Raw genomic sequence first — 26018 nt, 5'->3', positions numbered from 1 at the left:
CCGTTGATGGCAGATCCGTCGCAACTCGGAGAGATTGCCCAAGCGCTGCGGCGACTGCAGCACTCCTCGCCGGATTCACGCGACGGTCTGGACAGCTGGTACGCGGCTGGGCGGCGGTTCGTCAGCTGGCAACACGCCACGTTCCCGGAAGTGCAGCTCCCTCCCCAGGTCATGTTCTACCTGCACGAAGCTGACATCCGGGTCAAAGATCCGGCCTATCGCAAGGATCAGGATGATGCGCTGGACGAGATCATCGCCAGCCTGGAGCGGGGGATCGTTCCGGAGCCAACCTCGCGAACCTTGGCCTTCCACCCACGCTGGCTCGGTGCCATCGCGTTGGTGATACTGGCCGTGGTCGCGTGGTCGCTTGGGTTGGCGATCTAGCAGTTCGTCAAGCCGACGTCACTTCAAGGACCAGCCTGGATCCGGCATCGAGGCACATCGTCTTGTGGAAGCGGTACGCCTTCGAGCACCGATGAGGTGTCGCGACTCACGTCGCTCCCACACGCACCAGACCGCGACTCAGCGCACCTGCTTGCCGGTGGAGGCGGTGCGCGCGGCGGTGACGCTCTTCTTCAGTTCCGCCAGTGCGGCGGTGATCGGCTTGTCGCCTTCCAGGACGTCGCCCGGCTGGTAGGGCACCTTGCCCTCGTCGTCGCCGACCAGGTGGCCGGGCAGCGTGGCCTCGGTGATGTACAGCTGGCCGTCCTTCTCGACGACCGAGCCGATAGCGCCCGCGCCGGGCTCGGGCTTCACCACGACATCCGGCACGATGCCGCTGGCCTGGATCGACTTGCCGCTGGGCGTGTAATAGCGCGCCGTGGTCAGCTTGACCGAATCGCCATTGTCCAGCGGCAGCACGGTCTGCACCGAGCCCTTGCCGAACGTACGGCTGCCCACCACCCGCGCGCGATTGTTGTCGCGCAACGCGCCGGCCAGCACTTCGGACGCACTGGCCGAGCCCGCATCCACCAGCACCACGACCGGCGCACCGTTCAGGCGATCACCGGGCGTGGCGTCGAACTTGGAATCGCTGATCGACAGGCGCCCGCGCGTGCTGACGATGTTGCCGCTGTCCAGCAGTTCGTCGGCCACCTGCACGGCGGCCAGCAGCAGGCCACCCGGGTTGCTGCGCAGATCCAGCACGATGCCGCGCAACGGACCCTTGGCCTGCAGCTGTTCCAACTGCTTCTGGAAATCGGCGGCGGTATCGGTCTGGAAGGCGCTGATGCGCAGATAGCCGTAGCCCGGTTCCAGCACGCGGCTGCGCACGCTGGTGATGCGGATGGTGTCGCGCACCAGGGTCACGTCGAAGGCCTTGGGCGTGCCTTCGCGCAGGAGGGTCAGCGTGATCTTGCTGCCGGGCAGGCCGCGCAGCGGTTCCATGCCGTCTTCCGCACTGATCGGCTTGCCATCGATCGCGGTGATGATGTCGCCGGACCTGATGCCCGCCTTCGCCGCGGGCGTGTCGTCGATCGGCGCGATGACGCGCAGCGTGTTGTCCGGTTGCTGCAGCAGTTCCACACCGATGCCCTCGTAGGCACCGTTGGCCTGTTCGTCGAAGGCGTCGGCGTCTTCCTTGTTGAAGTAGGTGCTGTGCGGGTCCAGGTCCAGCAGCAGCCCGCGGATGGCGGACTGCATCAGCTTACGGTCCTCCACCGGCTCGACGTACGCATCCTTCACCGCATTGAACACCGCCACGTAGCGGCGGATCTCGTCCAGCGGCACCTTGGCTGGCGCTGTCTCGGCGGCATCCGGATCGTCGCTGGGCGCCACCACCGGCGGCCCATCCTGCGCAGGCGTAGGCGCCTGCTGCTGGGCCAGCGCGGGCGTGCCCAGCAGGGCGAAGGTCAAGGCCAGGAAAAGACGCGAACGCATGCAGGAACTCCGTGGGGAACCACTGTAGGGACTCCACGCACGGGCGCGGAGTTCACCGGATTATGCGCGAAGCGGTGAAAGCCGTTTGTTCAAGCCGGGTTACGGCCGGCACGACCGTTCATCGGCGCTGCAGCCACGACGAGGGATCGACTGGCTGGCCGTTGCGGCGCAGTTCGAAGTACAGCGCCGGCGTGCCCTGGCCGCCGGAGGTGCCGACGCGCGCGACGTTGTCGCCGCGCTTCACCCGGTCGCCGCTGTCCTTCAGCAGGCTGTCGTTGTGCGCGTACAGGCTCATGTAGCCGTTGCCGTGGTCGACGATCAGGATCAGGCCATACCCCGTCATCCACTCGGAGAACACCACGGTGCCGTCGGCCACCGCGGTGACCGGGGTACCGGCCGGTGCACCGATCAGCACGCCCGTGCTTGCGCGGCCATCCGGCAGGCGTCCGCCGTAGCGCGCCAGCAGGCTGCCGGACACCGGCCAGCCCAGGCCGCCCACCTTCAGCGCCGGCGCGGATGCGACGCTCGGGCGCGGGGGTGCATTGCGCACCGGCCGGTTGGCCGTGGCGCCCTGTGCTTCGCGCTTCCTGGCGGCGGCTTCGCGTTGCGCGGCAGCGCGGCGTTCGGCCTCGGCGCGCGCGGCGGCCGCACGCAGGCTGGCCAGCAGGCGCTCCAGCGAACGCGCATCCTGGCCCAGTGCTTTTTCCTTGGCGGCGCGGTCCTGGTAGCGCTCGTCCAGGTCGGCAACCAGCCCCGCGCGCGCCCGGCGATCCTTCTCCAGCTGCGCGACCTGCGAGCGCTGCTGCTGGCGCGCGGCATCCAGCTGCGCGCGCCGCGCGGCGATGTCCTGTTCCACCTGGTCCAGCGTGGCCAGTTCGGTCGACAGCATGTCGATGCGCCGCGCCTGGTCGCGCTGCACGTAGCGGTGGTATGCCAGCAGCCGGTTGGCATCGGCCACATGGTCCTGCGACAGCAATACCTTCAGCGGCGCATCGTCGCCGAGCAGGTACGCCGCACGCACCAGGCCCGACAGCTGCCGGCGCTGCGTGCCGAGCTGGGCGCGCATCGCATCGCGCTTGCCCTGCAGGTCGGCCAGCGCGGCTTCCTCGCGACGGAGCGCGGCTTCGGTTTCTGCCAGCGAGCGCGTGGTGCGGCCGACCTGCTCGTCGGCCTCGCGCAGCTTGCGCGAAGCGGCACCGCGTTCGCCTTCCAAGCGGCGGCGCTCCTGCGCGATCGATTTCAGTTCGCCGCGCACGCGCTCCAGCTTGCGTTCGGTCTCGCGCGAATTCTGCGCTGGCACCGCCGCGATGACGGACAACCCGGCGATGAGGATCGCGGTGAACGCGGCGCGCCGGCGGTTCGACATCAGGCGTCGATCAGGCTGCGGCCGGTCATGTCGGCCGGCTGGGGCAGGCCCAGCAGGTCGAGCAGCGTCGGTGCGACATCGCGCAATGCACCGCCGCTGCGCAGCGTGGCCGCACGTTCGCCGGCGCTGTCGGGCAGCACGAGGACCAGCGGCACCGGCCCGACCGTGTGCGCGGTGTGCGGTTGCCCGGTGTCCGGATCGCGCATCATCTCCAGGTTGCCGTGGTCGGCGGTGATGATGAGGGCGCCACCGGCCGCGCGCACCGCGGCATCCACCGCGCCGATGGCCACGTCGACCGCCTGTGCGGCGAGGATGGCGGCCTGCAGGTCGCCGCTGTGGCCGACCATGTCGGGATTGGCGATGTTGCAGATGATCGCGTCGAAACGGCCCGAGCCGATAGCGTCCACCAGCTTCGCCGTCAGTTCGGGGCAGCTCATTTCCGGCTGCAGGTCGTAGGTGGCGACCTTCGGGCTGGGGATCAGGATGCGTTCCTCGCCGGCGAACACGTCCTCGCGGCCGCCGCTGAAGAAGAACGTCACGTGCGCGTACTTCTCCGTCTCGGCGATGCGCAGCTGGGTCAGGCCATGCTCCGCCAACAGCTCGCCGAAGGTCTCGCGCAGGTCGTCCGGCGCGAACGCCACCGGCGCCGGCAGCCTGGCGTCGTATTCGGTCAGGCAGACGAAGCGGGCCAGCGCCGGCCTGCGTGCGTCGAAGCCGTCGAACGCGGGCGACACGAACGCCGCCGTCAGCTGGCGCGCGCGGTCGGCACGGAAGTTCATGAACACCACCGCGTCGCCATCGGCCATCGCCTGCGCGCCATCGATCACGGTCGGCAGCACGAACTCGTCGTTCTCGCCGCGCGCGTACGCGGCTTCCAGCGCGGCCACGCCGCTGACGGCATGGTGGTCGCTGCGTGCCTCCACCATCGCGTCCCACGCCAGGCGCAGGCGGTCCCAGCGCTTGTCGCGGTCCATGGCGTAGTAGCGGCCGCTGACCGAGACGATGTGCGCGTTGCCGAGCTTCGTGCACAGGTCCTGCAGCGCGCGCAGGCTGGGCTCGGCCGACTTCGGCGGCGTGTCGCGGCCGTCCAGGAAGGCATGCACGGCGACGCGTGGCACGCCCTGGCGCTTGGCCAGGTCCAGCATCGCGAAGATGTGCAGTTCGTGGCTGTGCACGCCACCCGGCGACAGCAGGCCGAACACATGCAGGGTCTTGCCGTCGGCCCTGGCGGCATCGCATGCGGCCAGCAGCTCGGCGTTGGCGAAGAAGCTGCCATCCTCGATGGCGGCATCGATGCGGGTCAGGTCCTGGTAGACGATGCGTCCCGCGCCCAGGTTCATGTGGCCCACTTCCGAATTGCCCATCTGCCCGTCCGGCAGGCCCACGTGGCGGCCTTCGGTGTGGATCAGCGTATGTGGCGCGGACTTCAGCAGGCGGTGCCAGTTGGGCAGGGTGGCCTGTGCCAGGGCGTTGTCGGTGGGGTCCTCGCGATGCCCCCAGCCATCCAGGATCAGCAGCACGACGGGCTTGGGACGCTTCACGGACGGGAGAGATGCGGACACGGTGGGGGTTTCCAGTGACTTCAGGCAGGTGACGATTGTAGCGAAGCATGGTGCCATGGCACCCCGGATGCACGAGACGGTTAAACCTTTCTCCGCGAATGCGCATCCCAGTCATCGACACCACCCGAAGGACGACCCCATGATCCGTACCCGTACCGTGCTGCTGCTGACCCTGGCCCTGGCCGCCACCCCTGCGCTGGCCCAGCAGGAAATCTCGAAGGTCAACGGCAGCGTGACCGCCGAAGCCGGCCAGACCTACGGTGACCTGGACACCGTCAACGGCAGCATCCGCATCGACGACGGCGTCACCGCCGGCGACGCCAGCACCGTCAACGGCAGCATCAACGTGGGCGACAAGGTCCGCGCCGATTCGCTGGAAACCGTCAACGGCGCCATCCGCGCCGGCAAGGACGTGCAGGTCGGCAAGAGCGTGGAAACCGTCAACGGCAGCATCTTCTTCGATCGCGGCGGCGTGATCGGCGGCGACGTCGAAACGGTCAATGGCGCCATCGGCCTGGTCTCCACCCAGGTCGGCGGCAGCATCGAGACCGTGCGTGGCGACGTCACCGTCGGCGTCGGCTCGCACGTGCGCGGCGGCCTGCGCGTGCAGAAGTCCACCGGCTTCTTCAACACCGACAGCGCCAGGAAGCCCCCGCGCATCATCATCGGCCCCAACGCCACTGTGGAAGGCCCGCTGGTGTTCGAGCGCCCGGTGGTGCTGTACGTGCACACCAGCGCCAAGACCGGCCCCATCACCGGCGCCACCGCCAAGCCGTTCAGCACAGACACCGCCCCGGCGGAATAAGCGCAAGAGGCGGAAAGCGGCACAGGCCCGCCCCGGCCAATGCCGCTAGAATCGGGATTCCTTCCGTTGAGGAATCCCGATGTCCCGCAAGTTGATGCTGGTGCTTGCCGCCACTGCCGCACTGGCAGCGTGCAAGCGCGAATCCACGGAGGCCCCGGCCGCGCCGGTCGCCGCCACGCCGCCGCCCGCCGCGGCCCACGCCTTCACCGCCGACATCAGCGAGGGCGATTTCGCCGAGCTGGTGAAGACGCTGGCCTCGGACGAGTTCGAAGGCCGCGCGCCCGGTTCGGTGGGCGAAGAGAAGACCGTCGCCTACCTGGAAGCGCAGATGAAGCGCATCGGCCTGCAGCCGGGCAACAATGGCAGCTACTTCCAGGACGTGCCGATGGTGGAAACCACCGCCGACGCCTCCACCGTGATGAAGCTCGACGTCGCCGGCAAGCCGCGCGACCTGAAGTTCGGCACCGACTTCGTCGTCGGCACCCGCACCGGCCAGCCGGAAGTGAAGGTCGAAGGCAGCGAGATGATCTTCGTCGGCTACGGCGTCGATGCGCCGGAGCAGGACTGGAACGACTACGCCGGCCAGGACTGGAAGGGCAAGACGGTCGTGATGTTCGTCAACGACCCGGGCTTCCACGGCAACGACGAGAAGCTGTTCGACGGCAAGCGCATGACGTACTACGGCCGCTGGACGTACAAGTACGAGGAAGCCGCGCGCAAGGGCGCCGCCGCCGCGCTGATCATCCACGACACGCCGGGCGCCAGCTACGGCTGGGACGTGGTGAAGAACTCCTGGGCCGGCCCGCAGTACGACCTGCCCGCCAAGGACGATCCCGAACCGCGCGTGCCGCTGCAGGGCTGGCTGAGCGCCGAGGCCGCCAAGCAGCTGTTCGCCGACGCCGGCCTGGACCTGGACGCCGCCTACAAGGCCGCGGGCCAGCGTGGCTTCAAGCCGGTGGCGCTGAAGAGCAAGCTGTCGGTGGACCTGAAGAGCACCATCACCGAGAAGACCTCGCGCAACGTGGTCGGCGTGCTGCCCGGCAGCACGAATCCCGATGAGGCCGTCGTCTACATGGCCCACTGGGACCACCTGGGCAAGCACGAGGGCGAGGAAGGCGACAACATCTACAACGGTGCCATCGACAACGCCACCGGCGTGGCCGGCATCCTGGAGATCGCCGAAGCCTTCGTCCACCAGGATCCCAAGCCGGCGCGCTCGGTGGTGTTCCTGGCGGTGACGCTGGAGGAATCCGGCCTGCTGGGCTCCAAGTACTACGTGGCGCACCCGACCTTCCCGCACGCCAAGATCGCCGGCGTGATCAACATCGACGCGATGTCGGTGGCCGGCAAGGCCAAGGACATGGTGGTCACCGGTTTCGGCAGCTCGGAACTGGAAGACATCCTGAAGCCGATCGCCGCCCAGCAGGGCCGCACGCTGCGCGGCGAGACCTCGGTGCAGAGCGGTTTCTACTTCCGCTCGGATCACTTCAACTTCGCCAAGGCCGGCGTGCCCGCGCTGTATGCCGATGGCGGCGAAGACCTGGTGGAAGGCGGTACCGATGCCGGCAAGAAGGCGGCCGAGGACTATGCCGGCCACTACCATGGCCCCAGCGACCAGTACTACCCGGAAACGTGGAAGCTGGACGGCACCGTGCAGGACCTGCAGGCGCTGTACGGCGTGGGCAGGGAGCTGGCCACCGCCGGCAAGTGGCCCAACTGGTACGACGGCAACCCGTTCAAGGCCGCACGCGACAGGATGATGCAGGCCGCGCCGGCGACTCCCGCGGCGAAGTAAGCCGCGCATCCGGCACGCAGTACGAAAACGGCGCCTTCGGGCGCCGTTTTCTTTTGCGCATGCCACCGCGACCACGCATGCGCTGCCTGTCCCCTCTCCCCGCGTGCGGGGGAAGGACGCTTGCCGTAGACGCCTGCCATCAGCACGCACTACCCTGCGCCATCCCCGGAGGTAAACCGCTCATGTCCATCGCGTACTGGTGCATCCTGGTCACCGCATTGCTGCCCTACCTGTGGGTCTTCATCGCCAAGCGGTCGGGCGAGCGCTACAACAACCGCAACCCACGGGCGTGGATCAGCAAGCAGGAAGGCAACTACAAGGTGCAGCGCGCCAATGCCGCGCACCTCAACGGCTTCGAAGCGTTCCCGGCGTTCGTGGCCGGCGTGCTGATGGCACAGTTGGCGGGTGTGCCCACGGACACCATCACGCCGCTGGCGCTGGGCTTCGTCGCCGCGCGCATCCTGCACGGCGTGTTCTACCTGGCCGACAGGCAGCACCTGCGCAGCCTGGTCTGGCTGGCGGGCATGCTGTGCGCGATCGCGCTGATGGTGCTGGCGGCGATGCGGGTGGGGTGATGTCGCTCTCTGTAGGAGCGACGTAAGTCGCGACCGCACGCCACGAAAGTTCGCTGACGCTTCAGGGCAAGGAGCCTCGCCGATATGGCCGTTCCTGGTCTGACCATTCCGGCAGTTCACCTCTGCGGTCGCGACTTACGTCGCTCCTACAGGGAGCACAACTACCGCAGGTCTTCTTCCCACCCGAACAACGCGAACGCCTTGCGGAACTCAGCATCCAGCGGCGCCACCGCTTCGATGCGCTCGCCGGTGGCCGGATGCAGGAACGACAGCCGCGACGCGTGCAGCAGCATGCGGTGCACGCCACGCATGCGGAACTGGCGGTTGTGGCGTCCTTCGCCATGGCTGGTGTCGCCGATCAGGTGGTGGAACGCGTGTTTCAGGTTCCGGCGGATCTGGCGGAAGCGACCCGTCTCCGGCTGGCAACGCAGCAAGGCGTAGCGCGATGTCTCGAAGCCCGCCGACGGCACCGGCAACTCACCGGTCGCCAGGCGCATGAAGCGCGTCACCGCCGTCTTCTTCTCCGGTTTGCCCGGACCGCCGTCCAGCGGATGGTCCACCACGAAGTCCGGCTCGGGCCAGCCGCGGCACACCGCCAGGTAATCCTTCTCCACCTCGCGCGACATGAACACCTTGCCCAGCGCCGATGCCGTGTCGCGGTCGAACGCCACCAGCAGGCAGCCACTGGTCGCGCGGTCCAGCCGGTGGATCAGGAAGATCGGACGGCCAAACTGCGCGCGCAGCCGATCGGCGACGAAATCCGTCTCCCCGCCCGCCAGCTTGCTGTCGTGCGCCATCACGCCGGCCGGCTTGTCCACCACCGCGAGCTGCGCATCGGCATGCAGCACCGGCAACGCCATGCCGGCGTCCATCATCGTGTCACGGTAGTCCATGAATCATCGTACCTGCTGAAATCTGCGAAACTCGCCGCACGCCGCCTGCGATGGACGCGGACGGCATGAATGGAGGATTGTGGATGAAGTCACCGCGTTTCATTGTCGCACTGGGCCTGGCATTGACGCTGGGCCTGGGCCAGCCCGCCACCCTGCAGGCGCAGTCGCCGCTGCCGAAAGGCATCACCGCCGGCCCCAGCATCGAAGGCATCAGCGAATACACGCTGGCCAACGGCCTGCGCGTGCTGCTGTTCCCCGATGCCACCAAACCCACCGTCACCGTGAACCTGGTGTACGGCGTGGGCTCGGTGCACGAGAACTACGGCGAGACCGGCATGGCGCACCTGCTGGAGCACCTGCTGTTCAAGGGCACGCCCACGCAGGCCGACATCAGCGGCGAGATGAAGAAGCGCGGCATCGACTTCAATGCCACCACCAGCCTGGACCGCACCAACTACTTCGCTTCGTTCCCGGCCAACGCCGACACCCTGGACTGGGTGCTGGCGATGGAGGCGGACCGCATGATCAATGCCAACGTTGCCAGGAAGGACCTGGACAGCGAGATGACCGTGGTCCGCAACGAGCTGGAACGCAACGAGAACAACCCCGGCGGCGTGCTGTTCCAGCGCATCCGTTCCACCGCGTTCCTGTGGCACAACTACGGCAACACCACCATCGGCGCGCGCAGCGACGTGGAAGGCGTGCCGATCGAGAAGCTGCAGGCGTTCTACCGCCAGTGGTACCAGCCCGACAACGCCACGCTGATCGTCGCCGGCCGCATCGACAGCGCCGACGTGCTCGCCCGCATCGGCCGCCACTTCGGCAAGCTGAAGAAACCCACCCGCCCCCTGCCCCGCTTCTACACCGCCGAGCCCACCCAGGACGGCGAACGCGAGATCACCGTGCGTCGCGTCGGCGACCTGAAGCTGGTGGCCGCGGCCTACCACGTGCCGGCGCTGGCGCATCCGGACAGCGCGCCGCTCACCGTGCTGGCCAACGTGCTGGGCCACACGCCCGGCGGCCGGCTGCACAAGGCGCTGGTGGAAGCCAAGCTGGCCGCGGCGGCCGGTTCCAGTGGCGAGGCCATGCGCGACCCCGGCCTGCTGAGCGTCATCGCGGTGGTGCCCAACGACGGCGACCCCGCCAAAGCCGAAGCCGAACTGCTCCGGCAGGTCGAACAGGTCGCCGCGCGCCCGATCACCCCGCAGGAAGTGGACGAAGCCAAGCAGCGCATCGGCAACGGCTACGAGCTCTACTTCACCGACGTCAACGCCGTGGGCATGGGCCTGTCCGAATTCCAGGCCGCTGGCGACTGGCGCCTGCTGTTCACCAGCCGCGATGCCATCGAGAAGGTCACCGCCGCCGACGTCAACCGCGTCGCCGCCGCCTACCTGAAATCCAGCAACCGCACGCTGGGCCGCTTCGTGCCCACCGAGAAGCCCGACCGTGCCGAGATCGGCGCCGCGCCCGCCGTGGCCTCGCTGGTCGATGGCTACACCGGCCGCGCCGCGGTCAGCGCCGGCGAGAACTTCGACCCGTCGCCGCAGAACATCCAGGCGCGCACGCAGACGTTCACCCTGGGCAACGGCCTGAAGGTGTCGCTGCTGCCGAAGAAGACGCGCGGCGAGACCGTCATCGTCGATGCCAACTTCCGCTTCGGCAACGTGGCCTCACTCACCGGGCGCGAAGGCGCTGCCGGCATGGCCGGCGCCATGCTGATGCGTGGCAGCAAGACCATGACGCGCGAGCAGATCGACCAGCGCCTGGAGCAGCTGAAGACGCAGGGCAGCGTCAGCGGCAACCTGCAGGGCGCCGGCATCGGCCTGCAGACGCGGCGCGCGCACCTGGCCGACGCGCTGGCGCTGGCGGCCGACGTGCTGCGCAACCCCAGCTTCCCGGCGGACGAATTCGAACAGCTGCGCGTGCAGGCCATCACCGGCATGGAAGCCTCGCGCAAGGAGCCTGGCAGCATCGCCGGCATGGCGCTGGCGCGGTACTTCGACCCGTGGCCGGCCGGCCATCCGCTGCGCACGCGCACGCTGGACGAATCGCTGGCGCAGCTGAAGGCCCTGAAGCTGGAGGACGTGCGCGCGTTCCATCGCGATTTCTACGGCACGTCGATGGGCGAGATCGCCATCGTCGGCGACTTTGACCCCGTCGCGGTGCGCCAGCAGCTGGAAACGCTGTTCGCCGGCTGGACCGCGGGCCGCGCGTATGCGCCCATCGATACGCGCTTCAACGCGGTGCCCGCCAAGCGCGAGCGTTTCGAGACGCCCGACAAGCCCAACGCGGTGCTGCTGGCCCGCCACAACCTGTCGTTGCGCGTGACCGATGCGGACTATCCCGCGCTGGTGGTGGCCAACCGCATCTTCGGCGGCGGCGCGCTGAAATCGCGCCTGGGCGACCGCATCCGGCAGAAGGAAGGCCTCAGCTACGGCGTGTCCAGCGGCGTGCGTGCCGACGACAGCCGCAGCGGCCAGGACGATGCCGGCAGCCTGAGCATCCAGGCCATCGCCGCGCCGGAAAACATGGCCCGGGTCGAGGCCCTGGTGCGCGAGGAACTGGAAAAGCTGGTCAGGGACGGCATCACCGCCGAGGAACTGCGCGACGCGGTGAGCGGCACGCTGACCGAGCGCCAGCAGGGCCGCGCCGAAGACGGCAGCGTCGCCGGCATGCTCAGCGACCAGCTTTACTACGGCCGCACCATGCAGTTCACCGCCGACCTGGATGCGAAGTACCAGGCGCTGACGCTGGACCAGGTCAACGCCGCCATCCGCAGGCACTTCAAACCGGAGCAGCTGAGCGTCTACCTGGCCGGCGATTTCGCCAAGGCGGCGGGCGCTCCGGCGACGGCAGCGCCGGCGAAGTAGGTCGCCTGCAGCGTGTTGCGTAACGGCCCCGCAAGGGGCCGTTTTCGTTGCACGAGGAATCCGGCGGCCGCACCCGGGCCCATGGGAGCCGACCTGTCCCGACAAGCCGTGGCTTTCCTCAGGCAATACGCCCAGGAGCCGGCACCGCGGCGTCCTCCACCGTCCGCGGGGTGCAGATCGACAACCTTTCCGTGCCTCCGCGAGGCCCGACATCGTTCCGACGGCGGGTGAGGGGCGAACGGAGAGGCGATCCGCATCGCACGCGTGACGGCACCCGAGGCGACACGGACGCCGACCCATCACATGGACGCCAGCACCGCGCGCGCCCCTCATCCGCCCTCCGGGCACCTTCTCCCCGCTTGCGCAGGGAGAAGGGAGCGCCAGCTATCGCCCTCACGCTGTACTCGTCCGCATCCAGCGCCGATCTGTCTCACGTTGAGGCTTGCCTGCAAGGCGGAAGAGGTCATCGAGGGTGCTTCGAAAGCGATCGATGGCGCTTGGAATCCCATCTCTCTCACATGAAGCCCTGCATGCAAGGCGCTGAATGCCAGCGATGGGCCTCCGGAGGCGATGGGATGGCATTCGGAAAGCCATTGATGGCTTTCGGAAATCCATCTCTCTCACATCGAGACCCGCGCGCAAGGCGCTGAGGGCCATCGATGGGTTTCCGGAAGCGATGGGATGGCTTTCGGAGCCCCATCGATGGCGCCTGGAAACCCGTCTCTCCCCACATCGAGCCCCGCACGCAAGGCGCCGAAAGCCATCGATGGGTGTCCGAGTGCGATCGATGGCCTTCGGACCCCCATCGGTGGGCTTCCGGATGCGATTGCCTGCGGCCGGCGTCACGGCAACCGCAGTGTCGCCACCAGCGGGAAGTGGTCGGAGGGATAGCGGTTGTTCCAACGGGTGGTCACCGAGGTGATCGATTCCAGCTGAACGCCCCTGACGAAGATCCAGTCGATGCGCTTGTCCGCTCTGCCGGTGAATCCGTGGAACGTCGCGTCGATGCCTTCCACACGTGGCGCGGTCGTCCACGCATCATGCAGGGTGCGCGTCAGCACGGCGTGCACCTGGCTGTCCGGCGTGGTGTTGAAGTCGCCGGTCAGCACCACCGGCACGTCCGCGGGCAGCCGCGCCAGTCGCTGCGCGATGGCCTGCGCGCCCTTCACGCGCGCGGCCTCGTCCTGGTCGCGGTACGGCAGGTGCGTGTTGAACAGGTAGAAGCGCTTGCCGTCGGCGCGGCGCTGGAACAACGCCCACGTCACCATGCGCGGATGCAGGTGGTTCCAGGTGATGCTGCCCGGCACGTCGGGCGTGTCGGACAGCCAGAAGTCGCCGGACTCGACGACCTGCAGCAGGTCCTTCCGGTAGAACACGCCCATGTGTTCGCCGCTGCCGTCGGCATTGCGCCCGCGGCCCAGCCACGCGTATCCGGGCAGCTCGCGCGCCAGGTAGTCCGCCTGGGCCTTGACCAGTTCCTGCAGGCCGATCACGTCGGGCGCCTGCTCGCGCAGCATGCGCACGGCCAACGGCTTGCGCGTTTCCCAGTAGTCCACGCCATCGCTTTCCGCCGGCAGGCGGATGTTGAAGCTCATGATGCGCAGGGAGGAGGTTTCGGCGGCAGCCAAACCGCCACTGAAGCAGAGCACCGCCACCAGCAGCGTCCACATCGCCCCGCGTGCAATCCTCGTCATGCATGACCACCCGATGGTTGGACCCCCAGTATAGGATCCGGTCATTGCAGCAGACGTCATCCGCCCCTTCTCAAAAGAGATCGCCATGTCGTTGATCATCACCGTCGCATTCGCGCTGGCCTCCGGCCAGGGCCAGGCACGCGACCCGAACTATCTGGACCGCTCGGTCGGCGCCAGCGCACCGGTGATCGACTGCGTGGCGCGCCGGCTGAAGCCCTTCGTCAGTCCCTACGGCATCCGGCAGCCGTGGCCGGTGAGCGCCGCGTTGCCTGCGGGTCAGCAGGACGCGATGGGTGCGTTGCTGTCGGACAACGGCATCATCGCCGATGGCTACCAGCAGTTCCTCCACGTGGATGAAGTGGCGCGCACGGTGCACGTGGTGGAACAGGGCGGCTTCGCGGGCACGACGAAGGTGTACGGGCCGCTGCCGCTGCCGCGCTGTGCGCCGGCGGACGGCAGGTCCGCCGGCCGCGCATCGCCACGCTGAAGAACGACGCGGGACCGCGGGTTACGCCGACCGGCGTTGCCCGCCGTGCTGACCTTCCGCGATCTCTTCCACCAGCTTGGCGCAGAACGCCGGCAGGTCCTTCGGCGTGCGGCTGGTGACCAGGCCCTTGTCGACGATGACCTCGTCGTCCTTCCACTGGGCGCCGGCGTTTTCCAGGTCTTTGCGGATGTTGGGCACCGAGGTGACGGTGCGGCCCTGCAGCACGTCGGCGTTGGCCAGCACCCAGGGCCCGTGGCAGATCGCGCCGACCGGCTTGCCCGCCTGGAAGAAACCACGGGTGAACGCCAGCGCCTGCTCGTCCACGCGCAATGCATCGGGATTGAACAGGCCGCCGGGAATCACCAGCGCGTCGTACGCTTTCGCATTGACGTCCGACAGCACGTAGTCGACGTCGACGCGGTCGCCCTTCTCGAAATGCTTGAATCCCTGGATGGCGCCCGGCTGCGGCGCCACCACATCGACCTGCGCGCCGTGTGCGCGCAATGCGTGCAGGGGTTCCAGAAGTTCGGACTGTTCGAAGCCGTCGGTGGCGAGGATGGCGATGCGCTTGCCGGTGAGATGGGTCATGGGGGAGGCTCCGTGCGGATGAGCCTTCACCGTAGCGTGGCATGCGCGCACGCGGCGCGAAGGAAACGTTGCCGTCGTGTCAACGCGCGGCCGTGAAACAGCGCGCTGCGCTCAGCGTCGCGGCCACGCCGCCAGCAGTGCCCACAGGCCACCGATGCCGGCGATCCACGAGGACGCGGGAATGGACAAGATGCGCGGGCCGCCGGCTTCGAAGCCGTACAGCACCGCCGCGACGATCAGCAGGCCCACGCCCAGGATGGCGGCGACCACGCGGCGCTGCATGCCGTTCATGATCTGGGTGAGCTCGGCCAGGTCGCGCGAGCGCATCGCCAGCTCGTGCTTGCCGTTGACCTGCTGCGTCAGCCACGCGTGCACCAGGCGCGGCATGTCGGGCGCATGGGTCATGATCTCGGGCAGGCGCTTGCGCAGTTCCAGCACGGCGCGCTGCGGGCTGTAGCGTTCGATCAGGATGCGCTCGAGCACCGGCTTGGCCACCGCCCAGATGTCCAGCTGCGGGTCCATCAGCCGGCCGACGCCTTCGATGTTGAGCAGGGTCTTCTGCAGCAGGATCAGCTGCGGCTGCAGGGTCAGTTCGTACTTCTGCGCGGTGCGGAAAAGCTTGAGCAGCACCTCGGCCAGCGAGATCTCCGACAGCGGACGGGTGAAGTACGGCTCGCAGACCGAGCGCGCCGCCGCTTCGAGTTCGTCGATGCGCACCGTGGCCGGCATCCAGCCCGCCTCCACGTGCAGCTCGGCGATGCGCCGGTAGTCCTTGTTGAAGATGGCCATGAAGTTCTCGGCCAGGTAGTACTGGTCTTCCTGCGACAGCTGGCCGGTGATGCCGAAATCCAGCGCGATGAAGCGTGGATCGGCCCGGCGCGCCGGGTCGCTGTCCACCCAGATGTTGCCGGCGTGCGCGTCGGCGTGGAAGAAGTTGTCGCGGAAAACCTGCGTGTAGAACACGCGCACGCCCTTGGCGGCCAGCGCCTTGCGGTCGATGCCGGCGGCGTCCAGCGCGGCGATGTCGTCGGACGGAATGCCGTGCACGCGTTCCATCGTCAACGCGCGTTCGGCCGTGTGCGACCAGATCACTTCCGGCACGTACAGGTCGGGCGAATCCTTCCAGAAGCGCCGCATGACGCTGGCGTTGGCGCCCTCGCGCTGCAGGTCCAGCTCGGCGGCGAGGGTGGATTCGATCTCGGCGACGATCTCGCGCGGGCGGATCTTGTCGGCGCTGGGATGCGCGCGGTCGACCAGGGCCGCCACGGAATTGAGCAGCGAGATGTCGGCGGCGATCTGCTTCTCGATGTCGGGCCGCAGCACCTTCACCACCACTTCGCGGCCACCGGGCAGCGTGGCCCCGTGCACCTGCGCGATGGATGCCGAGGCCAGCGGCGTGGTGTCGAACGATTCGAAGGACGTGCCGATCGGCTGACCGAGCGCCTGTTCGACGATGCGGCGCGCGGCCTCGCCGTCGAACGGTTTCACCCGGTCCTGCAGCAGCGCCAGTTCCACCGCCACGTCGGGCGGGATCAGGTCGCGGCGGGTGGACAGGATCTGCCCGAATTTGACGAAGATCGGCCCCAGGTCCTGCAGCGCCAGGCGCAGGCGCGCGCCGCGCGGTTGCGCCGCGATCTCGGCCGAGGCGCGCGGCACGAACGGCCGCGCCAGTTTCAGCCAGCGCTCGGCGGGGGTGCCGTCCAGCAGGTCGTCCAGCCGGTAACGCAGCAGCACGCGGCCGATCTTGCTGGCCCGCAGGACCGGCCTCATGCGGCGTGCTCCACGCGCGCGGCCAGGCGGCCGACGCGCACGGCGAGGCGCTCCACGTCGTCGCGGATGGCGTCCACGTCGTCATGGAAGGCGTTGAGTTCGGCGCGCCCCACCACGTCGCGTGATTCCTCGGTGACGTACTCGGCGGCGCTTTCCGCCAGGTTGGCCGCGGCGACCTGCGCCTGCTGCAGCGCGCTGCGCGCGGCGTTGGCCAGCTGCACGCCGATCACGTCGCCGAACACGCGCGTGAAAGGCAGCGACCAGTCGGGATCGAACCGCGTCGCCAGCGTCTGCAGGCGGCGCGCCAGCTCGGCATCGCCGGACACGCGCACACGCCCCACGGGGGTGGCGTGGTCGCGGCGGAAGAAAGGAAGCTGGCCCAGCAATCCCCCGAGCGTGCTGTGCACGGCCAGGTCGGGTTCGGCGACTTCGCTGGCAGGGCCCACCTGCAGCTGGCCGCCGCCGACGATGATGTCCATCGCCAGCGCCGGGGCGTCGATCTTCAGCTGGATGCGCCGGCCTTCCATCGCCGCGAGTGCCGCCTGCGTGTCCGGGTCCAGCGTCAGTGCATGGTTGAGCGCGGTTTCCAGCGCGCGACCCGCAACGGGCTTCAGGGCATCGAACGGGGACAGATCGAACAGGGGCGGGTTCATGCCGCCATTCTAGCGGCAAAGGCCCGCGCCCCTTCCGCGGAGATCGCGAGGGGCGCGGGACGGTCAGTACAGGTCGGTGACGTCAGACCCGCTTGCCGCGCAGCAGGGAAATGATCGCCAGGATCACGAAGACGACGAACAGCACCCACGCGATGTTGGTGGCGGCGCCGGCGATACCGCTGAAACCGAGCACGGCGGCGATCAGGGCGATGACGAAGAAGATGATGGCGTAGCGCAGCATGGGAACTCCTTGTGGCAGGTGGCCAGGGGTCGGCCGGGATTGACGTGGCCCATGCTGGGAGGAATCAAGTCATGACGGCGTGAGTGTCGTACTCCGCCAGATGGATGCGCTTAAGCGTCGTGAGCCATGCGTGAAGAACACGCGGGCTGCCGCTGCACGGCGGCACGCGGGCAGTGGCTGCGCGCGATGCGGGGCGAAGCCCGCCCTACAGCGGGTGATCGCGCAGCCAGGCGCGCAGGCGCTCGAGGCCTGCTTCCATCGTCACGCGCGGCTGGTAGCCGAAATCGCGACGCGCCGGCCCCATGTCGTACCAGTGCGCCGTGCTGAGCTGTTCGGCCAGGAAGCGCGTCATCGGCGGCTCGCCCTTCAACGGCAGCACGGTCCACAACGCTTCGCACACGGCGCCGATGCGGAACGCGGCCTTGAACGACAGGTGGCGCTCCACCGGTGGCACGCCGGCGGTTTCCAGCAGCGCGTTCAACAACCTGCGCATCGGCCAGGGCTGGCCGTTGGAGATGAAATACGCCTTGCCCGCGCAGGCCGCGCCCGGCACCAGATGGTCGAACGCATCGAAGTGCGCCTGCGCGGCGTTGTCGATATAGGTGGTGTCCACGTGGTTCTCGCCGCTGCCGACGATGCGCAGGCGTCCGGCGCGGGCGCGCGACACCAGGCGCGGCAGGATCTGGTGGTCGCCGGGACCCCAGATCAGGCGCGGCCGCAGCGCGACGGTGGCGAGGGCCGCGCCGTTGGCGGCCAGCACGGCCTTTTCGGCGATCGTCTTGGTGGTGGCATACGGCGCCTTGAAGCCTTCGCCATACGGCACGCTGTCGGCCGTGCCGCCTTCCACCGGATACGTCGCGCGATGCGTCACGCTGGGCGTGGAGGTGTACACCAGGCGGCCGATGCCGTGGCGATGGCAGGCGTCCAGCACGTTCTGCGTGCCCACCACGTTGGCGTCGTGGTAACTGCGGTAGCTGCCCCACGCGCCGGCCTTGGCGGCGTTGTGGAAGATCGCATCGACGCCGTCCGCGGCGTGCATCACCGCGTGCGCATCGGCCAGGTCGCCCTGCACCTGCCCGACGCCCAGCTCGCCGAGCGCCGGGTAGTGGCCACGGTTGAAACTGATGACGTGGTGCCCGCGCTCGACCAGTCCGCGGCACAGCGCCTGCCCCAGGAAACCACCGCCGCCGGTCACGAGGATCTTCACGCGCGCTTCTCCAGTTGGTGCGTTGCCCAGGCGGCCAGCTTCTCGCGGCCGATCTTGGCGTTGTGGCGGATGTCCACGGGGAATGCCGGGTGGCACAGGAAGGTATCGATGCGCGCGGTATGCGCGTGCGCCGCGGCGATGGCGGCCAGCGCGGCCACGATGCCCTGGCGATCCGCGGCCGACGCCGCCGGCTGCAGTTCGTAGCAGAGCACGGGGCGTCGCCGTCCGGGTTCGCCCACGCCGACCAGCGCGGTGCGGCGGATCGCAGGATGCGTGTTGAACACGGGCTCGACCTGTTCGGTGTACAGCGGGCCGTCCGCCGTTTCGACGCGCTGCGTCTTGCGGCCACAGAACCAGAGGCGGCCGTCGCCATCGAAGTAACCGACGTCGCCCATGCGGTGCACGATGCGCTCGACGCCATCGGGGCCCGTCTCGCGGATCTTCGCCGCGCGCGTGGCGGCATCGCGGCGGAAGTAGGCATCGGTGGCGGTGGGACCGGCGACGGTGATCTCGCCCACTTCGCCCGCGGGCAGCACCTGCACGCCCGACCAGTCGGGAAGGGGCGCGTCGTCGATGCGGATGATGCGCACCTCGTTGGGCGGTACCGCACGGCCCACGCAGGTGCCGGCGCCGGCTTCCGTCGCCGCGCGCGTGTCCTGCAGTTCGCGGCCTTCGATGACGGCCACGGGCAGGCATTCGGTGGCGCCGTACGGCGTCCAGAACTGCGCGGTCTCAGGCAGCAGCGCGCGGATCGTCGCGACGACGTCGGGCGGCACCGGCGCGCCGGCCGACGTCACGCGCTGCACGGTGGGCAACGGCGCGCCGTGGTCGGCGAGCACCTTCATCAACGCCGGCGAGCCGAACAGCTGGGTCACGCCGAACTGTGCGATGGCCGCATGCAGCTTGTTCGGATGGGCCCTGGCCGGTCGCGTGGGATCCATGTCGGGAATGACCGACGTCAGCCCCAGCGCCGGATCGAACAGCGCGAACGGCGGAAACGTGGGCAGGTCGACGCCGCCCGGCTGCATGCCGAACGCGTCGCGCAGCAGGTCGATCTGGGCGACGAAGTGGCGCTGCCGGTAGACCACGCCCTTCGGCACGCCGGTGGAGCCGCTGGTGAACAGGATGCTGGCGATGTCATCCGGCGCGGTGGCCGCCAGCTGCGGACCGGCACCGGCGCCGCGCGCTTCGATCTTCGCCAACGTGGTGCCGCCCCAGGCGTAGCGCGTGCCGACGGTGACGAGCTTGGTCGCGCTGCGCGCCCAGCCCAGCAGCACGCGTGCCAGCTGCGCCAGCGGGATGCCGATGAAGGCGTCCGGCTCGGCTTCGTCCAGGCACTGCTTCAGCGCGCGCCGGTCGATGCCGGGGTCCACCAGCACCGGCACGGCACCGGCCTTGAACAACGCGAACATCAGCAGGAAGAACGCCGGCGAAGGCCGCACCATCACCACGGTGCGCGTGCCGCGCACGATGCCGTACCGGGCCAGCCCGGCGGCGATGGCATCGCTGCGCGCATCCAGCTGGGCGTAGGTCAGCGCGCTGGTGTAGCGGCCGGCGCCGTCGGGGCAATGCATGGCGACGCGGTCGGGCTGTTCCCGGGCGAGGCGCGGCAGGCTGGCGGCGATGTTGCAGGGTTCACTCATCCGCCCATTGTCGCTGCTGGATGGGCTTGCGTCAGCCAACGACGTTGGCAGAATGCGTCCCTTCCCTCGTCAGCGCCGCGCCTGCGCCCATGCATCCCTGCCTGTCCTGCGGCGCCTGCTGCGCGCACTACCGTGTCAGCCTGCACTGGTCGGAGACGGAGGTGTACGGCACGCCGGAGGCGTTCACCGAGCCCTTCGGCCCGCACCGGCTGGTCATGCGCGGCACCTGGGCCGCGCAGCCACGCTGCGTGGCGCTGCAGGGCGAGGTGGGACGTGACGCGCATTGCGGCATCTATCCGCAGCGGCCGTCGGCCTGCCGCGACCTGGACGCCGCCTGGGAACATGGCGAAGCCAGCCCGCAGTGCGATCGCGCGCGCGCCGCGTACGGACTGCGGCCGCTGACGCCGGAGGACTGGCGGACGTAGCCCGCGCGCGGCGCGCTACAGCGGATGGCGCTGCAGGAAATCGCGGATCAGCGGCACCAGCAGTTCGTGCTTGTCTTCCAGCACGTAATGGCCGGCATCTTCATACGCATGCACTTCGGCCTGCGGCAGCGCCGCGCGGAAACCGGCCAGGAAGTGGTGGTCGAACACGAAGTCCTTCAACCCCCACGCCAGGAACGCGGGCCGGTCGGCGAAGTCGTGCAGGCGGCGCCCGGCTTCGTCGAGCAGCGCCCATGCGCGGTCCTGCGGCCCCAGCGGGATGTCCTGCATGAAGCGCACCGTGCTGATGCGGTTCTTCCAGCTGTTGTACGGCGACACGTAGGCGCGGCGCACGTCGGCCGGCATGCGCCGCTCCACGCCCAGCCAGGAAGCGCCACTGGAAAACGCATTGAACGCGCGGATGATGAAGGCGCCGAACCGCGAGTCGCGCCCCAGCGCGATCTGCCACGGCATCTTCTTCGCCTGGGGCATCGGGAACGCGGCGGTGTTGGTGATCACCAGCCGCTTGACCTGCGCGGCATGCGTCAGCGCCCAGCCGAAACCGACCATGCCGCCCCAGTCGTGCACCGCCAGCGTCACCGGGCCGGTGATGCCCAGGTGGTTCAGCAGCTTGGCCACGTCGTCGACGCGCCACTGCAGGGTGTAGTCGTAGTGGTCGTCGTCCGGCTTGTCCGACAGCCCCATGCCCACGTGGTCCGGCACGATGCAGCGGTACGCCTTGCCCGAGGCCGGGCGGGATAGGCCCGACACCAGCGTGCGCCAGTAATAGCTCCACGAGGGGTTGCCGTGCAGCATCACCACCACGTCGCCGTCGCGCGGGCCTTCGTCGAGATAGCTCATCGACACGCCGGGGCGCACTTCGAGGCGATGCGGGGTGAAGGGATAGCCGGGTAGGTTCATGGTGCGTTGCCGCCGTCAAAGAAAAGGGCCGGCGAACCGGCCCCTGGATGCGAGTGCTGCCGCGGTCTTACCAAACCACTTCCGCCATCGAACAGTTCAGGCCGGAGCCGATGCCGAGCAGCGCGATGCGATCGCCCTTCTTCAGCTTGCCCAGTTCCTTGAGCTTGCTCAGCACGATCGGCACGCTGGCCGGGCCGATGTTGCCATGCTCGGCGAAGATGGTCAGGACCTTCTTCGGGTCGATGCCGAAGGACTTGATGAAGGCCTGGGTGTGCGGGCGGCTGACCTGGTGGATGACGAACTGGTCCAGCTCGTCCACGGCCCAGCCCAGCGCGATCTTCGCGGCGGCGAAGGTCTTGGTGGCCAGCTTCATGCCCTCGATCAGCAGCATGCGGGTGTCGGTGACCATGCGGTCCAGGTTGCCGCGGCAGAGCTTGTTCCATTCGGTCGCCGAACGGGTCACGCCACCCTTGTAGCGCGGCGCGTCGGGCGTCAGCTCAACGCGCGACAGCACCATCGCGGCGGCACCGCAGCCGAGGGTCAGTGCGGCGAGTTCGTCGCGGAACTGCTGTTCGGTGATGTCCGGGGCGTTCAGGCGTTCGATGGTCTTTTCGTAGACCAGGTTGGCGGTCTCGCCGTCGACGACCAGCGCGTAGTCGATCTCGCCGCGTTCCAGCATGCGGGCGGCGATGTCCATGCCGTTGATGAAGGCCAGGCACGCGTTGGCGACGTCGAAGGTCTGGCAATGGTCGCTCACGCCCAGGTTGCCACAGACGATGCTGGCGGTGGACGGCTCCAGGTAGTCGCGGCTGACCGAGGTGTTGACCACCAGGCCGATCTTGTCGGCACCGATGCCGGCGTCGAGCAAGGCCTTCTTCGCCGCCAGGGTGGCGGCATCGGACGCCTGGAAGTCGTCGTCCCAGAGGCGACGCTCGCGCACGCCGGCGATGTCGTTCAGCACATCGGTCTTGATCCCCAACCGGTCCAGCGTGGGCTGGAGGCGGGTGTTGATTTCATCGGACGTCAGCGTGTGCGGCGCATCAATATGCGCCAGTCCCGCGATGGAGACATTCTTGAAGAGCATCGAAGTTAGCGCCAAGGCTCAGGCGGAGGGGGCGACAAGGGTACCGGCTTCCGGTCTTCACCGCACCTTTATGAATGTCCGGCCCCGGCCTGCGCTTCAGACTAAGTGTGACCCGCGTCACGCTGCGGAAGTCAGCGGCCGCAGCGGTAGGCGGCGAAACGCTGCTCGCCATTGGACGGATCGCCCAGCGGCTGCAGGGTATCGGCCTGCAGGCCGGGCGCCTCGTTGCGGGCCAGGGTCTCCAGTTCGTCGCGTACGCGCAGGGTGTTGCGCTCGTAGAACGCCACGCTGTCCTTCACCGACACCGACACCTCGCCGCGCTTCTCGCAGCCGGCTGGGGCCGCCCCGCCCGCGAGCACGCGGACGTTCTTCGCGCCGGGGGCCAGCTGCACCCAGGTGCAGGCGGACAGCAGCAGGGTGGACGCGGCGGCAAGCAGGACAAGTCGCATGGGAATCACCTGGAGGGGAGTCGCGGCCATTCTGGCCGATGCAGGATGAACGGACGTGCGTAGGCATGCCCGGGCGCGGCACCGCGCCCGGGCATGGCATCCGCTTATTTGGCGCCGCGCGGCTTGCCGTCGGCGTCCAGTTCCACGGCCTCGCCCAGCTGCAGCGCGCGTACCGATTCGCCGACCTTGGACAGGTCGCCGACCACCACCCAGGTCAGCGCAGCCGGCGACAGCACGCTGGCGGCCTTGGCCACGTCGGCGGCGCCGATGGCCTCGTTGCGGGCCTTGTACTGCACGATGTAGTCGTCCGGCCGGCCGTAGCGCTGGTTGGAGGCGATCTGGCCGAGCACGGCCGAGGCGGTTTCGTACGCGCCCGGCAGCTCCAGCGTGTTGGCGGCACGGATCTTGGCGATCTCGTCCGGCTTGGCCGGCGCCTGGCCGGTGGCGAACTGGCTGATTTCCTTCTGCAGCTCCTTCATCGAGTCCGCCGTGCGATCGCTCTGCACCGCGGCGCTGGCCCACCACGGGCGCTGCCCCAGGGCGTTGCGCGCGCCGCTGTACGACCCGTACGCCCAGTGCTTGTCCTCGCGCAGGTTGGAATTCAGGCGCGAGGTGAACTGCCCGCCCAGTACGCCGTTGGCGAAGTCGAAATCGATGGTGCTGTCGGCGCCGGTCGGGGGGACCAGCTGCGCGGCATAGACATTCGACTGGATGGCACCCGGCTGGTCGATCAGGAAGACGCGTGGCTTGGACGGATTGGCCACCGTGGGCACCGCGGACAGCTGGGGCGCATTGGCCGGCGTCTTCCATTCGCCCAGGCGGGCCTCCAGCAGCGGCACGATCTGCGCCAGCGTGGTGTCGCCGACGATGGTGATGCGGGCCTGGCCGGGCTGCAGCCAGTCGCGATGGAAGGCGACCAGATCGTCGCGGGTCAGCGAGGCAATCGAGGCTTCCGTGCCGGAACCGGTGAACGGGATGGCGTAGGGATGGCCGGTGCCATATAGCAGCGGCGGCAGCGTGCGCAGCGCGGCGGTCTGCGGGCGCGCCTTCTCCTGCTTGATGCCGGCGATCCAGGTGGCGCGCACGCGCTCGATTTCAGCGGGGTCGAAGGTGGGGCGGCGGAGCACGTCGGCCAGCAGGTCCAGCGACGGCTCCAGCTTGTCGGTCAGGGCCGACAGGCCGACCGAGGCGCTGTCCAGGCCGGCGCCGGTGGTCAGCTCGGCACCCAGTGCCTCCTTGCGCGCTGCGAAGGCCAGGGCACTGTAGTCGCCCGCGCCCTCGTCCATCATCTGCAGCGCGAAGCTCGCGGTGCCCAGCTTCTTGCCCACGTCGGCCGCGTAGCCGCCCGGGAACTCGATGTTGATCTGCACCACCGGCGTCTCGTGGCGCTCGGCCAGCGCCACCTGCATGCCGTTGGACAGGGTGGCGCGCTGCACCGCCGGGAACTTCAGGTCGGGGAAGGTGGCGGGTTTCGGCACGCCGGCGCGGCGGTCCACGTCGGTCTTGACCGTCCTGAACTTCGGATCCACCGCCGGCAACGCCGCCGGCGTGGTCGCCGGTGCGGCCTGCGCGGTTTCCGGCAGCGACGAGGCCGGGGTTTCGCTCGGCTGCACGATCAACGTGTGCGATCCCACGCCCAGCCACTTCTTCGCGGCGGCGCGGATGCTGGCCGGGGTGGCGCTGGCGATGTCCTTCAGCTCGTCCTGGTAGCAGTCGGGCTTGCCCTGGTACACGGCGCACGAGGCCAGCACGTCGGACTTGCCGCCGAACCCGCCGATGCGCTCGATGCCTCGCACGAAGCCGGCACGGGTCACGGTGCGGGCCTGCTCGACTTCCTGCGCGGTCGGGCCTTCGTTGATCAGGCGCTGGATTTCCTCGTCCAGGATCTTCTCGACCCTCGCCGGATCGACGCCTTCCTTCACCGTGGCGGTGACGAAGAAGGTGCCGCTGATCTCGCTGCTCCAGCTGTAGGCACTGACCTGGTCGGCCAGCTTGTCGCCATGCACAAGCCGGCTGTCCAGGCGCGAGGACGCGCTGCCGCCCAGCACCTGGGCGTACATGTCCAGCAGGGTGGCGTCCTTGCTGCCGAGCTCGGCCACCGGCCAGGCGCGGTAGATGCGCACCTGCGGCACGCGGTCCGGCACGGTCTCGCGCGTGTCTTGGGCGCGCCTGGGGATGTTGGTCTTCATGTCCGCCAGCGTGGCGCTGGCCGGGATGTCGCCGAAGTAGCGGGTGACCTTCTCCTTGGCGGTGGCCACGTCGATGTCACCGGCCAGCACCAGCACGGCGTTGTTGGGGCCGTACCAGCTCTTGAACCACGTCTTCACGTCATCCAGCGTGGCGGCATCGAGGTCGGCCATCGAGCCGATGGTCTGCCAGCTGTAGGGATGGCCGGCCGGATAGAGCGCTTCGAAGATCCGCGCGTTGATGCGGCGGCCGTAGGGCTGGTTCTCGCCCTGGCGCTTCTCGTTCTGCACCACGCCGCGCTGTTCGTCCAGGCTCTTCTGGTCGATGGCGCCCAGCAGGTGGCCCATGCGGTCGGATTCCATCCACAGCGCCATGTCCAGCGCGGTGGTCGGCACGTTCTGGAAGTAGTTGGTGCGGTCCTGGTTGGTGGTGCCGTTCTGGTCGGTGGCGCCGACCAGCTCGAACGGCGCGAAGAACTCGTTGTCGTGGTTCTCCGAGCCCTGGAACATCAGGTGCTCGAACAGGTGCGCGAAGCCGGTGCGGCCCGGGGTCTCGTTCTTGCTGCCCACGTGGTACCAGACGTTGACCGCGACGATGGGCGCCTTGCGATCGGTGTGCACGATCACCCGCAGGCCGTTGGGCAGGGTGAATTCGTCGTAGGGAATGACGATGTCCGAACCGGCGGCCGGTTTGGCCTGCAACGGAGCCGGCGAATAGGCCAGACCGCCTAGGGCGGCGGACAGGGCGACGGCGAGCAGGGCGGCACGGGGCCGGCGGGAAACAGTCATCGAATACTCCTTGTAGAAGGGGATGCAGGCCTGGAGAGCTCCCGATGCTAACCGCCGCCCCCGGTCATTACACTAGGCCACAAGGCATGCCGGGCCGTCCGCGGCACCCGCCCCGCCAGGCCCCTCCGTTGTCCCGCCAC

The 26018-nt window shown here is 68.8% G+C and carries 21 protein-coding genes and 1 pseudogene; 7 read left to right on the top strand and 15 right to left on the bottom strand.

All coding sequences use genetic code 11. The annotated features are described in order from the left end of the window. The first annotated feature begins 6 nt into the window (after positions 1 to 6). Positions 7 to 384 carry a hypothetical protein gene (locus OVA13_RS14570; protein WP_267791184.1) on the top strand — a complete coding sequence of 126 codons (378 nt, stop codon included), beginning with the start codon at positions 7 to 9 and terminating at the stop codon, positions 382 to 384. Positions 385 to 552: 168 nt separating this feature from the next. On the opposite strand, the pseudogene OVA13_RS14565 reads toward OVA13_RS14570, so the two are convergent. The 3 genes and pseudogenes from OVA13_RS14565 to gpmI form a co-directional block, all read right to left on the bottom strand. Continuing rightward, positions 553 to 1878: pseudogene (locus OVA13_RS14565) on the bottom strand (S41 family peptidase); the annotation flags it as partial. A gap of 118 nt (positions 1879 to 1996) precedes the next feature. Continuing rightward, positions 1997 to 3244 (bottom strand): murein hydrolase activator EnvC family protein, encoded by a 1248-nt coding sequence (locus tag OVA13_RS14560; protein ID WP_267791183.1) that lies wholly within the window; start codon positions 3242 to 3244, stop codon positions 1997 to 1999. Beyond that, entirely contained in the window at positions 3244 to 4785 is a 1542-nt protein-coding gene (gene gpmI, locus OVA13_RS14555; protein ID WP_267791182.1) for a 2,3-bisphosphoglycerate-independent phosphoglycerate mutase, read from the bottom strand. The genes OVA13_RS14560 and gpmI overlap by 1 nt, the downstream gene beginning before the upstream one ends. 160 nt (positions 4786 to 4945) lie before the next feature. Here gpmI and OVA13_RS14550 point away from each other — a divergent pair, with 160 nt between their 5' ends. The 3 genes from OVA13_RS14550 to OVA13_RS14540 all read left to right on the top strand — a co-directional run bounded on the left by OVA13_RS14550 (position 4946) and on the right by OVA13_RS14540 (position 7981). After that, positions 4946 to 5611, top strand: coding sequence for a DUF4097 family beta strand repeat-containing protein (locus OVA13_RS14550; RefSeq protein WP_267791181.1), 666 nt, complete (start codon positions 4946 to 4948; stop codon positions 5609 to 5611). A 79-nt stretch (positions 5612 to 5690) separates the two neighbouring features. Continuing rightward, entirely contained in the window at positions 5691 to 7406 is a 1716-nt protein-coding gene (locus tag OVA13_RS14545; RefSeq protein WP_267791180.1) for a M28 family metallopeptidase, read from the top strand. 182 nt (positions 7407 to 7588) lie between these two features. Continuing rightward, positions 7589 to 7981, top strand: a complete 393-nt coding sequence (locus OVA13_RS14540; protein ID WP_267791179.1) for an MAPEG family protein — start codon at positions 7589 to 7591, stop codon at positions 7979 to 7981. Positions 7982 to 8142: 161 nt separating this feature from the next. On the opposite strand, the gene OVA13_RS14535 is transcribed toward OVA13_RS14540, so the two are convergent. Beyond that, the gene (locus OVA13_RS14535) at positions 8143 to 8874 is read right to left on the bottom strand and encodes a pseudouridine synthase (RefSeq protein WP_267791178.1); all 732 of its coding nucleotides are present in this window, start codon (positions 8872 to 8874) and stop codon (positions 8143 to 8145) included. Positions 8875 to 8957: 83 nt separating this feature from the next. On the opposite strand from OVA13_RS14535, the gene OVA13_RS14530 reads away from it, so the two are divergent. After that, positions 8958 to 11744: a M16 family metallopeptidase gene (locus OVA13_RS14530; RefSeq protein ID WP_267791177.1), complete on the top strand. Its 2787-nt coding sequence runs from the start codon at positions 8958 to 8960 to the stop codon at positions 11742 to 11744. Positions 11745 to 12586: 842 nt separating this feature from the next. Here OVA13_RS14530 and OVA13_RS14525 read toward each other — a convergent pair. Next, complete coding sequence (locus OVA13_RS14525; protein WP_267791176.1) at positions 12587 to 13438, bottom strand: endonuclease/exonuclease/phosphatase family protein; 852 nt, start codon at positions 13436 to 13438, stop codon at positions 12587 to 12589. A gap of 85 nt (positions 13439 to 13523) precedes the next feature. Here OVA13_RS14525 and OVA13_RS14520 point away from each other — a divergent pair, with 85 nt between their 5' ends. Then, positions 13524 to 13925 (top strand): hypothetical protein, encoded by a 402-nt coding sequence (locus tag OVA13_RS14520; RefSeq protein ID WP_267791175.1) that lies wholly within the window; start codon positions 13524 to 13526, stop codon positions 13923 to 13925. Between the two features lie 21 nt (positions 13926 to 13946). Here OVA13_RS14520 and OVA13_RS14515 read toward each other — a convergent pair whose 3' ends face one another. The 6 genes from OVA13_RS14515 to oleC all read right to left on the bottom strand — a co-directional run bounded on the left by OVA13_RS14515 (position 13947) and on the right by oleC (position 20027). Next, positions 13947 to 14513 (bottom strand): type 1 glutamine amidotransferase domain-containing protein, encoded by a 567-nt coding sequence (locus OVA13_RS14515; RefSeq protein WP_267791174.1) that lies wholly within the window; start codon positions 14511 to 14513, stop codon positions 13947 to 13949. A 111-nt stretch (positions 14514 to 14624) separates the two neighbouring features. Continuing rightward, positions 14625 to 16283: a ubiquinone biosynthesis regulatory protein kinase UbiB gene (gene ubiB / locus OVA13_RS14510; RefSeq protein WP_267791173.1), complete on the bottom strand. Its 1659-nt coding sequence runs from the start codon at positions 16281 to 16283 to the stop codon at positions 14625 to 14627. Further along, positions 16280 to 16936, bottom strand: coding sequence for a ubiquinone biosynthesis accessory factor UbiJ (locus tag OVA13_RS14505; RefSeq protein ID WP_267791172.1), 657 nt, complete (start codon positions 16934 to 16936; stop codon positions 16280 to 16282). The genes ubiB and OVA13_RS14505 overlap by 4 nt, the downstream gene beginning before the upstream one ends. 82 nt (positions 16937 to 17018) lie before the next feature. After that, positions 17019 to 17177 carry a DUF1328 domain-containing protein gene (locus tag OVA13_RS14500; RefSeq protein WP_082563134.1) on the bottom strand — a complete coding sequence of 53 codons (159 nt, stop codon included), beginning with the start codon at positions 17175 to 17177 and terminating at the stop codon, positions 17019 to 17021. A gap of 205 nt (positions 17178 to 17382) precedes the next feature. After that, positions 17383 to 18384, bottom strand: a complete 1002-nt coding sequence (gene oleD, locus OVA13_RS14495) for a 2-alkyl-3-oxoalkanoate reductase (protein ID WP_267791171.1) — start codon at positions 18382 to 18384, stop codon at positions 17383 to 17385. After that, a complete protein-coding gene (gene oleC, locus OVA13_RS14490; RefSeq protein WP_267791170.1) occupies positions 18381 to 20027 on the bottom strand; it encodes an olefin beta-lactone synthetase in 1647 nt (548 codons plus the stop codon). The genes oleD and oleC overlap by 4 nt, the downstream gene beginning before the upstream one ends. Before the next feature lie 89 nt (positions 20028 to 20116). Between oleC and OVA13_RS14485 the strand changes: the two genes are divergently transcribed. Further along, positions 20117 to 20452 carry a YkgJ family cysteine cluster protein gene (locus OVA13_RS14485; RefSeq protein ID WP_267791169.1) on the top strand — a complete coding sequence of 112 codons (336 nt, stop codon included), beginning with the start codon at positions 20117 to 20119 and terminating at the stop codon, positions 20450 to 20452. A 15-nt stretch (positions 20453 to 20467) separates the two neighbouring features. Here the strand turns inward: OVA13_RS14485 and OVA13_RS14480 are convergent, their stop codons facing one another. From OVA13_RS14480 to OVA13_RS14465, 4 genes are all read right to left on the bottom strand, one after another. Then, entirely contained in the window at positions 20468 to 21370 is a 903-nt protein-coding gene (locus OVA13_RS14480; protein ID WP_267791168.1) for an alpha/beta fold hydrolase, read from the bottom strand. 67 nt (positions 21371 to 21437) lie between these two features. Beyond that, entirely contained in the window at positions 21438 to 22454 is a 1017-nt protein-coding gene (locus tag OVA13_RS14475) for a 3-oxoacyl-ACP synthase III (RefSeq protein ID WP_267791167.1), read from the bottom strand. Between the two features lie 131 nt (positions 22455 to 22585). Further along, positions 22586 to 22903 (bottom strand): DUF4156 domain-containing protein, encoded by a 318-nt coding sequence (locus OVA13_RS14470; protein ID WP_267791166.1) that lies wholly within the window; start codon positions 22901 to 22903, stop codon positions 22586 to 22588. A 104-nt stretch (positions 22904 to 23007) separates the two neighbouring features. Further along, on the bottom strand, positions 23008 to 25878 hold the full coding sequence (locus tag OVA13_RS14465) for a M16 family metallopeptidase (RefSeq protein WP_267791165.1): 2871 nt from the start codon (positions 25876 to 25878) through the stop codon (positions 23008 to 23010). Between the last annotated feature and the right edge of the window lie 140 nt (positions 25879 to 26018).

Origin of the sequence: Pseudoxanthomonas sp. SL93 (assembly GCF_026625825.1) — a bacterium.
Classification (GTDB): domain Bacteria; phylum Pseudomonadota; class Gammaproteobacteria; order Xanthomonadales; family Xanthomonadaceae; genus Pseudoxanthomonas_A.
Note: the sequence above shows the minus strand (reverse complement) of the source record. Positions and strands in the feature narration are given on the sequence as shown.